The following is an 11,159-nucleotide window of genomic DNA, read 5'->3' as shown; positions in this document are numbered from 1 at the left end:
AAGAAGAAGAAGGAAGAAATAGAAGTTAGAAATAATGCTGACTCTATGGTTTATCAGACAGAAAAAACATTAAAGGATCTAGAAGGAAAAATTTCCGATAGCGAGAAATCAAAAGTTGAAGAGAAACTAAATGAACTGAAAAAGGCATTAGAAGGAGATAATATAGAGGAGATTAAGAAGAAAACTGAAGAATTGACTCAAGAATTCTATAATATATCCCAAAAAATGTATGGGCAGGCTCAAGGACAGGGAACTGAACCTGGAACTGCAGATCATACTGCGGAGGACGATGTAGTAGATGCAGATTATGAAGTTATGGATGATGATGAATAAATATTATAGAAATCAAAGCTAAATCTATTGGATTTAGCTTTGATTTTTGATAAACTATGATAGGAGTAAATTAAAGGTTGGTGATATTGGTTGAAAGATTACTATGAAATACTCAACGTATCAAAAGATGCCAGTCAAGATGAAATAAAATCTTCTTTTAGAAGGTTAGCAAAAAAATATCATCCTGATTTAAATCCAAACGATAAAGAAGCAGAGCAAAGGTTTAAAGAGATTAATGAAGCCTATGAAGTATTAAGTGACCCAGAAAAGAGAAGAAGGTATGATACCTTTGGCCCGGAAGGGGTTAATGGTCAGGCAGGTTATGGTCAAGGTTTTGGAGGATTTGGAGATATATTCGAAGATATTTTTGATATATTTGGTGATGGATTTGGGCAAACTACTTCCAAGAGAAGGGGACCCGTTAGAGGGGCAGATTTAAGATATAATTTGGATTTAGAATTTGAAGAAGCAGTTTTTGGAACTGAGAAGGAAATACAAATAAGAAAATCTGAACCTTGTAGGACTTGTGACGGAAGTGGAGTGAAGCCTGGCAGCCAAAAAGAGACATGTAGCAAATGTAATGGTTCCGGAGAGGTAAGATATGCTCAACAGACGCCTTTTGGTCAATTTGTTAGAGTAGCTACATGTGATCAATGTGGTGGTACCGGTGAATTTATCAAGGAAAAATGTAATACTTGTTCGGGAACAGGAAAGGAAATAAGGAATAAAAAAATTAAAATAAAAGTACCTGCTGGTGTAGATACAGGCTCAATTATTTCTGTTAGAGGAGAAGGAGAAGTAGGAGAAAGAGGCGGTCTACCAGGAGATTTGTTTATCTATATAAATGTAAAAGAACATAGTATATTTAAAAGAAAAGGGAACGATATATATTTTACAATTCCCATAACTTTTACTGATGCAGCTTTAGGAGCTGAGATTGAAATACCGACCCTTGAAGGAAAGGAATCCTTTACTATTCCAGAGGGTACTCAAACCGGAACTAAATTTAGGCTAAAAAACAGAGGAGTTTCAAATGTCAAAGGTGTTGGAAAAGGAGATTTATACTTTAAAGTGGAAGTAAAGGTTCCCAAAAAATTAACGGAAAAGCAAAAAGAACTATTAAGAGAGTTTGCAAAGATAAGTGGAGAAAACCATAAAGATGGTAAAAAAGGTTTTTTTGACAAGGTAAAAGATGCATTTGGGAATTAGGCAATCACTCAAAAAAGGAGTGATTGTTTTTTAGGATATGGTATTTTTCCTAACTTTAGGGTATAATATTCTGAGATTCAATAAAAGGATGTGAAGGGTTATGAAATGGGTTGAAGTTCAAATTAAAACCACTACTGAGGCAGAGGAATTAGTGACAAATATTATGTATGAGTTAGGGGTAACAGGCTTAGCTATTGAAGACCCAAAGGATGTACTAGCATTTCAACAATCAGAAGAGGATTGGGATTATATAGACCCAGAACTAATAAAACAGGATTATGAAGGGGTTATAATAAAAGCCTATTTTCCAGAAGATGAAAATCTATTAGACAAGATAGAACTAGTAAGAGATAATATTGAAAGAATTCCCTATAATGAGACGGGCAAAAGCCTAGGAGATGTAACTTTAACAGAAGTATATGAGAAAGATTGGGCAGAGGCTTGGAAGAAATACTACAAACCTACTAAAATAGGGGAGAAGGTGGTAATAAAACCTACCTGGGAAGAATATGAAAAGAAAGAAGGAGAAATAATTATTGAACTAGACCCTGGAATGGCCTTTGGCACGGGAACCCATGAAACTACTATAATGTGTATAGAAGCCTTAGAATCCTATGTGAAAAATGAGTATATGGTATTGGATATAGGCTGTGGAAGTGGCATACTGAGTATAGCAGCAGCTAAATTAGGGGCTAAAAAGGTAATAGGGGTAGACCTAGATCAGATGAGTATTAAGATTTCTAATGAAAACATCCGTTTAAATAAAGTTGAGGATTCCGTTGAAGTAAGATTAGGGAATCTGTTTGATGTAGTGCGCGAAAAGGCAAATATTATTGTATCCAATATTATAGCAGAAGTAATTATAGATATGATAGACCATATTGATAATTATCTTTATACGGGGGGAATATTTATTGCCTCTGGAATTATTCTAGAGAAAGTAGACAAGGTAAAGGATAGATTGATTGAAAATGGATTAAAGGTACTAGAAATAAAGTATATGGGCGAGTGGGCTCTGATAGTATGCACTTTAGAATAAGGTGAATATATGAATAGGTTTTTTGTGGATAAAGATCAGATAGTTGGAGACAGAATTGAAATATTAGGAAAAGATGTGAAACATATTAAAGATGTTTTAAGGTTAAAAAATAAAGATAAAATAGAAATTATATCGGAAAATAAAATTTATATATGTGAAATAGCTGAGATAAGATCTGATGCTATTGTGGTGTTAATATTAAATAGTTTTAAGGGTAAAAACGAGCCACCAGTTGATATTATTTTATACCAAGCAATAGCTAAAGGAGATAGAATGGACTTTATAATTCAGAAATGTACTGAAATAGGAGCGAAAGAAATTTATCCCATAATCACTAATAGGACAATCGTTAAAATAAAGGATAAAAGGAAGGAACAAAAGAAGGTTGAAAGATGGAGAACCATAGCTGAAGAAGCGGCCAAACAAAGTAAAAGGGATGCTATACCTTTAGTTAATAATGTAATTAGTTATAATGAAATGATAGACCTTTTAAAGGGAGAAGAAAATATAATAATCCCTTATGAGATGGAAAGGATCTATACATTAAGGGAAGGGATTAAGGATACGAAAGATGGTAAAGTTCATATAATAATAGGACCAGAAGGTGGTTTTGAAGAGGAAGAGGTAGATATGATAAAAAAAATTGGTGGAAAACCGGTAAGTTTAGGGCCAAGAATACTTAGAACAGAAACAGCAGGTCTAGTTGTAATATCCATTACTCTATATGAACTTGGAGATTTAGGAGTGAGAATATGAGAAAAGTGGCATTCTATACATTAGGTTGTAAAGTAAATCAATATGAAACAGAAGCTATGGAGGAATTGTTTGAAAAAAGGGGTTATGAAATAGTAGATAGTGATAAAGACGCTGATATATACGTAATAAATACATGTACTGTTACAAATTTAGGTGATAGAAAATCTAGGCAATTTATTAGAAGGGCTAAAAAGGCAAATGCAAATTCAATAATAGCAGCAGTAGGTTGCTATTCTCAAGTAGCGCCAGAGGAAGTAGAAGCAATAGAAGGAGTAGATATTGTAATTGGTACTACCGATAGAAATAGTATCGTAGACCTATGTGAAGAGGCTAAGAATAAAAATAAAAAAATAAATATAGTAAAAAGTATAAAAGGTCATAAAGAATTTGAGAATTTAAATATAGCTGATTTAAAATCTAAAACAAGAGCCTATATAAAGATACAGGAAGGATGTAATCAATTTTGTAGTTATTGCATAATTCCCTATGCAAGAGGGCCTATAAGAAGTAGGGATTTAGAGGGAATTATTAATGAGTCGAAAAGGTTAGCGAAGGCTGGATTTAAGGAAGTTATACTTACAGGAATTCATGTAACTTCCTATGGAAAAGATTTTCAAGATTTAACGCTAGTTGATGTTATAGAAGAAATATCAAAAATAGATGGGATAGAAAGAATACGTCTAAGTTCTATTGAACCAAGATTTGTTAATGAAAAGTTTATGCAACGAGCGGTTAATTCAAAAAAACTATGTGATCATTTCCACCTATCGTTGCAAAGTGGAAGTAATACAGTACTAAAAAGGATGAATAGAAAGTATACTACTAGTCAATATAAGGATATTGTAAATTTAATAAGAGAGTATATGCCAGATGCAGGAATAACAACGGATATTATAGTAGGTTTTCCCGGAGAGACTGCTGAAGAATTTGAAGAAACCTACAATTATGTTAAAGATATTCATTTTTCACGTATTCATGTATTTAAATATTCCCCTAGAAAAGGGACTCCAGCAAGTAGATTTAAAGATCAAATCCATGGCAATATAAAACAGGAGAGAAGTGAAAAATTAATTCTCCTAGGTGAAGAATTAATGGAGTCCTTTAATAAAAAATATATAGATAAAACTTTGCCAGTACTTTTTGAAGAGGGAGAAAAGGGATGGATGGAAGGTTATACGACAAACTATATTCGGATTAAGGCCCAGGCTGGAGATGAAATACGAGGAAAAATCCTACCTGTAAAAATAGTTGATAAAGAAAATGATTTTTTAATAGGAAAAATAGAGGAATTATAGAATTTTTATAGAATATATTATGTATAAGGCAATAGGGGAGGTGAAAATATGAGTGATTGCATATTTTGTAAAATAATAAATAAAGAAATACCTTCTGAAATTATTTATGAAGATGACAAAGTTATAGCCTTCAAAGATGTTAATCCTCAATCGCCTATTCATGTTTTGGTAATACCCAAAGAGCATATAGAATCTGCAAACGATATAGATGATGTGAATTCAAATTTAATTAGCCATATATTTTTAACCATTAAGGATTTGGCTAAGGAATTGGGAATAGATAGGGAAGGTTATAGAATTGTTAATAACTGTGGTGAATTTGGAGGACAAACTGTCTCTCATATGCATTTTCACATTTTAGGAGGACGTAAATTTTCTTGGCCACCAGGTTAAATATTAGTTGCAGAATTCTACAACTTAATGTATAATGATTTAGTGTTGTATTCCGATTTCCATAGATATTATGGGAGCACTCTTGCAGTGGAAGAGGGGAGGGAGAAGTCGATGGCAGAAATTAAAGTAGGAGAAAACGAGTCTCTAGATAATGCACTAAAAAGGTTTAAAAGGCAATGTGCCCGTGCTGGTGTTCTTTCCGAATACAGAAAAAGAGAACATTATGAAAAACCAAGTGTAAGGCGTAAGAAGAAATCTGAAGCAGCTAGAAGAAAAAAGGGAAGATACTAATAAGAAGGTGAAATTATGTCCTTAAAAGAAAAACTAATGGAAGATTTAAAGGCTTCCATGAAAAATAAGGATACTGTTAGGAAAAATACCATTACTATGGTTAGGGCAGCAATAAAACAGACAGAGGTTGATCATCGGGTTGAACTAGAGGATGAGCAAATAATTGAAATAATTTCTAAGCAATTAAAGGAAAAAAAGAATGCCATTGAAGATTTCAAAAAAGGAGATCGGCAAGATTTAGTTGATTTAACCGAAAAAGAAATGGATATTTTACTTGAATATTTACCCCGACAACTTACTGAAGAAGAAATCAAAAAAATTGTGGCAACGACCATAGATGAGGTAGATGCAAAATCCATGAAGGATATTGGAATGGTGATGAAATCTGTAATGCCAAAGGTAAAAGGTAGAGCTGATGGCAATACAGTTAATAAAATAGTAAGGGAAATTTTAAAATAGACCTGGAGTTTTACTCCAGGTTTTTTTACTAGGCTCAACTTTTATTTTTATTGTATAAATTTTAGGGTAATAATATAATAGAATTAGGGGGTGAAATTTTGAGAAAGAATAGAATTTTGGCTTTTGTTTTTTTAATTCTAATTTTTTTTAATGGAATCGTTTTTGCAGAAGATGAGGGAGAAGTTTATGTAATACCGGTCAGAGGAGAAATCAATAGGGCTACCTATAATTTCTTACGAGATACCTTAAACAAGATCGTTAAGAACTCTCCAAAAGCCATAATCTTCGAAATAGATACCTACGGAGGATTAATTGATGAAGCTGAAAAGATAAAGAATTTGATTATAGGTTTAGATATACCAACTATATCTCTAGTCAATAATAAAGCTGAATCAGCAGGTGTGTTAATTACTATTGCTGGAGAGAAAGTAGTTATGGCAGAAAGCTCTACTATCGGTTCAGCAGAAACCATACCCAATACTGAAAAAGTGCTATCCATGTGGAGAAGCTTTTTACGGGATGTAGCTCAGTTTAGGGGAAGAGATCCTGAAATAATAGAAGCTATGGCAGACCGAGATATCTATATTGCTGGTGTTTCTGAAAAAGGTAAACTGCTTAATCTAACCAGTAGGGAAGCGTTAGAATTTGAGATTGCAGATTTTATATCCAATGATTATGATGAAATACTTGCCCATTTTAATATTCCCTATAGCAATGTTGTTAAAATTGACGAAAGCATGGAATTGAAAGTTGCAAAAATTTTGTCAAGCCCATATATTAATACTTTACTATTGACCATAGGTTTCGTAGGTCTAGTAACAGAAATATTTACACCAGGTTTTGGAATTGGCGGAACTATAAGTATAATCGCCTTTGGTTTATTTTTTGGCGGAAATATAATAGCTGGCAATTCCCAATGGACATCTTTAGTTATATTTGTTACTGGATTAATACTTTTGGTTATAGAGGCCATTGTGCCTGGTTTTGGATTACCTGGCATCTCAGGTATAATACTGGTCATATTAGGTACCATATTAGCAATGGGGTCTTTATCAACAGCCCTAATGTCTATAAGTATAGCAATTATTATTACTGCAATAATTACTATGTTGTTGGTAAAATATGGGCATAGAAGTCCGTTTCTTGATAAGATAGTATTGACAACCCATCAAAAAGATGAGGAAGGATATTTAAGTTCTTTTACTAAAGATGAATATTTAGGAAAAGAAGGAATTACCATTTCAGAACTTCGCCCTTCAGGGATTATTGAAATAGATGGCAAAAGATTAGATGCACTATCTGATGGAACATTTATACCAAAACAAACTAATATTGAAGTAGTAAGGGTAGAAGGATCAAAAATAATTGTTAGGAGGGTTTAATTTATGCCGGGATCATTTGTGTTTACGATAGGTATTGCTTTATTAATTATTATTTTAGTAATGTTATTCTTCACTTTTATACCTGTTGGATTATGGATTACAGCTTTCTTTTCAGGGGTTAAAATCAGGATTGGTACTTTAATTGGTATGAGATTAAGGAGGGTCATACCTTCAAGAATTGTTAATCCCATGATTAAAGCTACTAAGGCAGGATTGAGTTTAGGGGTAGATAAACTAGAAGCTCATTATCTTGCAGGTGGTAATGTTAACACTCTTGTAGATGCATTGATTGCAGCACAAAGAGCTAATATTCCTTTAGAATTTGAAAGAGCTGCTGCTATAGATTTAGCAGGTAGAAATGTATTAGAAGCGGTACAGGTAAGTGTTAATCCAAAGGTAATAGAAACACCTCAAATTGCAGCAGTTGCTAAAGATGGAATAGAGGTTATTGCCAAGGCTAGAGTTACAGTCAGAGCCAATATTGAACGATTAGTGGGGGGAGCAGGAGAAGAAACCATTATTGCTAGGGTAGGAGAGGGTATTGTTACTACCGTAGGTAGTTCTGGTTCCCATAAGGATGTATTGGAAAATCCAGATTTAATATCTAAAACTGTCCTTGATAAGGGATTAGATTCAGGAACTGCATTTGAAATACTATCTATTGACATTGCAGACGTTGACGTTGGAAGAAATATAGGGGCAAAACTTCAAACAGAACAGGCAGAAGCTGACAAGCGTATAGCTCAGGCTAAAGCAGAAGAAAGAAGAGCTATGGCGGTAGCTAAAGAACAAGAAATGGTGGCAGAAGTTCAAGCGATGAAAGCCAAAGTAGTAGAAGCAGAAGCTGAAGTACCTCTTGCTATAGCTAGTGCGTTAAAAGAAGGGAATATGGGATTTATGGACTATTACAACATGAGAAATATATTAGCTGATACTGATATGAGAAATTCAATATCTAGGATGGCTGATGATGATAAGAAACAAGATTAAGGGGGCGAAAAAATGTTCCCAAGAGGTTTATTATTCTTTATTTTTATGATTCTAATTGATATTGTTTTAAAGAGTGTAAAGGATAAGAAGAAGATTGAAAAGGCCAGGAGAAAAAGAAAGGAACAGTTAAGCAGTCAATCTGGTAGTATGGAATCTACAGTATTAACATTGAATAAGGAAAAAGAAAATGTTCTAAAGCCTAAGGTAAAGAAAGAATTGCCAAAAGAAAGAACAAGGCCTTTAAGAGATGAGAGAATACTGGAGATGTGGACAATAAAGGAAGAAAGTTATACATCCAAATTATACAAAGATGAAATTCAATCTTCTATAGAAAAAGGGATTGAAGGGAAGGAAACAAAAAAGTCAAAAGAGGAATTTAAAAATGATATCTTGAGAGGCATAATATATTCTGAAATATTATCCGAGCCTAAGAGCCTTAGAAATATGAGAAAAAGCATATAGGAAACTATATGTTTTTTCTTATTCCTTAGTAATACTCATATTGTATAGGGCATAAATTGTTAAGAGGGGGATTTGTCGATGAAAAATAGAATGGAGAATTTCAAATATAATATTTCGGAAGCTTTAGAACTACCTAAAGATGTAGTATTAGATTTGCCTAAAATCACTATGATTGGAAATATTCAACTGAATATCTCTAACCATAAAGGCATTGTAGAGTATACACAAGAAATCCTCAGAATTAACTCTAGTATAGGAATAATTAAAGTAACAGGAAACAGTATGGAATTAAAGACAATTCTTTCTGAAGAGATAATAGTTAAAGGGAATATTGAAAAAATAGAAATATACTCTTAAGGAGTGTTATTATGGAGGTTATAAAGGCGTGGAATTTTTTAAAAGGATATGTTATTATTAAGGTTGAAGGGCTGACCTTGGAAAGGTTTTTAAACTTAGCTGCAACCAGAGATATATATCTTTGGGATATTAATAGGATAGGACATACGATATTGGAGATGAAGGTTACAATCGAAGGCTTTAGGGCCTTGAAGGAAATAGTAAAGAGGGTAGGTTGTAGAGTAGAAATAATAGATAAAAGAGGTCTTCCCTTTATTATCTATAGGTTAAAACATAGGAAGATGCTTGCTTTTGGTTTCTTACTTTTTCTAGGAATAATTATTTTTTTATCTTCTTTAATTTGGAACATTGAAATTATAGGAAATGAAAGGGTAAAAACAGAAGACATTATGAAAATATTAGAAAAAGAGGATATAAAAAATGGTATAATAAAGTATAAAATAGATAAAGATTATACAAAGCATTTATTGCTAAATGAATTCGATACCTTTTCTTTTTTGTCCGTTGAAATTAAGGGGACAAAGCTAATAATAGAAGTAAAGGAGCAGGATTTACCACCAGAAAAAATTCATACGGATACACCATGCAATATAGTTGCAGCAAAAAAAGGGGTAATAGTTAAGGCTATTGCCAGGAATGGAAAAGCATTGGTGCGAAAAGGAGATGTAGTAAAAAAAGGACAAATCCTAATAACTGGATTGATTTCCGATGAGTATTCAGAGGAGCAGATCCTGGTCCATGCAGATGGAGAAGTTCTAGCCAAAACAGTGTACAATTATAGAATAGATGAACCAATAGTGAAGGCTGTTAAAGAAGAAACGGGAAGAGTGTATGAAAGGCGAGAATTAAAGATTGGTCAAAAAGGAGTTCAATTCTTTAAAGGGGAAATTCCTTATGCTGATTATATTGAGGAAGTGAAAGAGGTAAAATTTTTTGACATGGATATGGATTTACCAATTAAAATATTGATTCATCAGTTTAAGGAGGTAGAAAAAAAGGAGATAAAACAAAATATAGATTTTTTAAAACAATCTACCCATATTAAAGCTATAGAGGAACTAAATAAACAATTGCCTCAAAATGCTCAAATAGAATCTAAGGACGTAAAACATTATATCAAAGGTGGTATACTTTCAACTTATGCGACTTTAGAAGTCATTGAAGATATTGGAGAAAAAATAATCATTAATATAGATTAAGGGAGGATAAAGTTTGACAAAAGTACAGGAAGAGAGACAAATATATATTGAAGATAATCAGCTAATATCTCAATTATTTGGAAAGCTAGACGAAAATATAAAAATAATTGAGAAAGAGCTAGGGGTTGAGGTAGTTTTAAGGGATGGTAATATTGTTATAAAAGGAGATAGACTTTCGGCTAAATTAGGAGAGAGGTTGATTGAAAAATTAGCTGAGATAATAAGAAGTCAGAAAAAACTAACTAAACAAGAGTTAAGATATACTATCCAGTTAATACTTGAAGGAAAAGAAGAAAAGGTAAAGGATTTATTAAACGATATTGTATGTATTACAGCATCGGGTAAGAGCATAAAGCCTAAAACATTAGGGCAAAAAAGATATGTTGACAGTATTAAAAATAACGACATAGTCTTTGGCATAGGACCCGCAGGCACTGGGAAAACTTATTTAGCTATGGCTATGGCAGTTAATGCATTTAAGAATAAGGAAGTGAATAGGATAATTTTAACTAGACCGGCTGTTGAAGCTGGAGAAAGTTTAGGTTTTTTGCCTGGAGATTTACAAGAAAAAGTAGACCCTTATCTTAAACCTATTTATGATGCATTATTTGATATATTAGGTGCTGAGACCTATTTAAAATTAATGGAAAAAAACTTAATAGAAGTGGCGCCTTTAGCATATATGAGAGGAAGAACCTTAGATTCTGCTTATGTAATATTAGATGAAGCTCAAAATACTACTAATGAGCAGATGAAAATGTTTTTAACTAGGCTAGGTTTTGGATCAAAGGCAATAATTACTGGAGATATTACTCAAATTGACTTATCTAAAGGCAGAACTTCAGGTTTGGTTACCGTATCAAAGATACTTTCCAATGTGGAAGGCATTGAATTTGTATATCTATCGAAATATGATATAGTAAGACATCCATTGGTTCAAAAAATAATTGAAGCTTATGAAAAACACGAAAAGCACATAAAGATAGAAAAATGA

At 32.8% G+C, this 11,159-nt stretch carries 14 protein-coding genes; all 14 read left to right on the top strand.

Annotated elements, in window-relative coordinates:
• Positions 1-333, top strand: a 333-nt coding sequence (locus CUL_RS0110020; RefSeq protein ID WP_157752657.1) for an Hsp70 family protein, incomplete at its 5' end; no start/stop codon positions are given.
• Positions 334-423: 90 nt separating this feature from the next.
• Positions 424-1,542: a molecular chaperone DnaJ gene (gene dnaJ, locus CUL_RS0110015; RefSeq protein WP_025641489.1), complete on the top strand. Its 1,119-nt coding sequence runs from the start codon at positions 424-426 to the stop codon at positions 1,540-1,542.
• A gap of 100 nt (positions 1,543-1,642) precedes the next feature.
• Positions 1,643-2,581, top strand: a complete 939-nt coding sequence (gene prmA, locus CUL_RS0110010) for a 50S ribosomal protein L11 methyltransferase (RefSeq protein WP_005587687.1) — start codon at positions 1,643-1,645, stop codon at positions 2,579-2,581.
• A gap of 9 nt (positions 2,582-2,590) precedes the next feature.
• Positions 2,591-3,337 carry a 16S rRNA (uracil(1498)-N(3))-methyltransferase gene (locus CUL_RS0110005; RefSeq protein ID WP_025641488.1) on the top strand — a complete coding sequence of 249 codons (747 nt, stop codon included), beginning with the start codon at positions 2,591-2,593 and terminating at the stop codon, positions 3,335-3,337.
• On the top strand, positions 3,334-4,632 hold the full coding sequence (mtaB, locus tag CUL_RS0110000) for a tRNA (N(6)-L-threonylcarbamoyladenosine(37)-C(2))-methylthiotransferase MtaB (RefSeq protein ID WP_005587685.1): 1,299 nt from the start codon (positions 3,334-3,336) through the stop codon (positions 4,630-4,632). Before CUL_RS0110005 ends, mtaB begins: the two co-directional genes overlap by 4 nt.
• A 48-nt stretch (positions 4,633-4,680) precedes the next feature.
• Positions 4,681-5,025 carry a histidine triad nucleotide-binding protein gene (locus CUL_RS0109995; protein WP_005587684.1) on the top strand — a complete coding sequence of 115 codons (345 nt, stop codon included), beginning with the start codon at positions 4,681-4,683 and terminating at the stop codon, positions 5,023-5,025.
• A gap of 111 nt (positions 5,026-5,136) precedes the next feature.
• Complete coding sequence (rpsU, locus tag CUL_RS0109990) at positions 5,137-5,316, top strand: 30S ribosomal protein S21 (protein ID WP_005587683.1); 180 nt, start codon at positions 5,137-5,139, stop codon at positions 5,314-5,316.
• A gap of 15 nt (positions 5,317-5,331) precedes the next feature.
• Positions 5,332-5,775, top strand: a complete 444-nt coding sequence (locus CUL_RS0109985; protein WP_005587682.1) for a GatB/YqeY domain-containing protein — start codon at positions 5,332-5,334, stop codon at positions 5,773-5,775.
• Positions 5,776-5,873: 98 nt separating this feature from the next.
• A complete protein-coding gene (locus CUL_RS0109980; protein WP_005587681.1) occupies positions 5,874-7,157 on the top strand; it encodes an NfeD family protein in 1,284 nt (427 codons plus the stop codon).
• Between the two features lie 3 nt (positions 7,158-7,160).
• A complete protein-coding gene (gene floA, locus CUL_RS0109975; RefSeq protein ID WP_025641486.1) occupies positions 7,161-8,147 on the top strand; it encodes a flotillin-like protein FloA in 987 nt (328 codons plus the stop codon).
• A gap of 12 nt (positions 8,148-8,159) precedes the next feature.
• Positions 8,160-8,609 (top strand): hypothetical protein, encoded by a 450-nt coding sequence (locus tag CUL_RS0109970; RefSeq protein ID WP_005587678.1) that lies wholly within the window; start codon positions 8,160-8,162, stop codon positions 8,607-8,609.
• 78 nt (positions 8,610-8,687) lie between these two features.
• The gene (yqfC, locus tag CUL_RS0109965; protein ID WP_005587676.1) at positions 8,688-8,966 is read left to right on the top strand and encodes a sporulation protein YqfC; all 279 of its coding nucleotides are present in this window, start codon (positions 8,688-8,690) and stop codon (positions 8,964-8,966) included.
• 11 nt (positions 8,967-8,977) lie between these two features.
• Positions 8,978-10,165: a sporulation protein YqfD gene (yqfD, locus tag CUL_RS0109960; protein ID WP_005587675.1), complete on the top strand. Its 1,188-nt coding sequence runs from the start codon at positions 8,978-8,980 to the stop codon at positions 10,163-10,165.
• Positions 10,166-10,178: 13 nt separating this feature from the next.
• A complete protein-coding gene (locus tag CUL_RS0109955; protein ID WP_005587673.1) occupies positions 10,179-11,159 on the top strand; it encodes a PhoH family protein in 981 nt (326 codons plus the stop codon).

Origin of the sequence: [Clostridium] ultunense DSM 10521, assembly GCF_000511955.1 — a bacterium.
Lineage (GTDB): Bacteria > Bacillota > Clostridia > Tissierellales > Tepidimicrobiaceae > Schnuerera > Schnuerera ultunensis.
Note: the sequence above shows the minus strand (reverse complement) of the source record. Positions and strands in the feature narration are given on the sequence as shown.

Bases quoted from the DNA above. Each gene is read 5' to 3' on its own strand.
- prmA (WP_005587687.1), top strand. From the start codon at position 1,643: ATGAAATGGGTTGAAGTTCAAATTAAAACCACTACTGAGGCAGAGGAA.
- CUL_RS0110005 (WP_025641488.1), top strand. From the start codon at position 2,591: ATGAATAGGTTTTTTGTGGATAAAGATCAGATAGTTGGAGACAGAATT.
- mtaB (WP_005587685.1), top strand. From the start codon at position 3,334: ATGAGAAAAGTGGCATTCTATACATTAGGTTGTAAAGTAAATCAATAT.
- CUL_RS0109995 (WP_005587684.1), top strand. From the start codon at position 4,681: ATGAGTGATTGCATATTTTGTAAAATAATAAATAAAGAAATACCTTCT.
- rpsU (WP_005587683.1), top strand. From the start codon at position 5,137: ATGGCAGAAATTAAAGTAGGAGAAAACGAGTCTCTAGATAATGCACTA.
- CUL_RS0109985 (WP_005587682.1), top strand. From the start codon at position 5,332: ATGTCCTTAAAAGAAAAACTAATGGAAGATTTAAAGGCTTCCATGAAA.
- floA (WP_025641486.1), top strand. From the start codon at position 7,161: ATGCCGGGATCATTTGTGTTTACGATAGGTATTGCTTTATTAATTATT.
- CUL_RS0109970 (WP_005587678.1), top strand. From the start codon at position 8,160: ATGTTCCCAAGAGGTTTATTATTCTTTATTTTTATGATTCTAATTGAT.
- yqfC (WP_005587676.1), top strand. From the start codon at position 8,688: ATGAAAAATAGAATGGAGAATTTCAAATATAATATTTCGGAAGCTTTA.
- yqfD (WP_005587675.1), top strand. From the start codon at position 8,978: ATGGAGGTTATAAAGGCGTGGAATTTTTTAAAAGGATATGTTATTATT.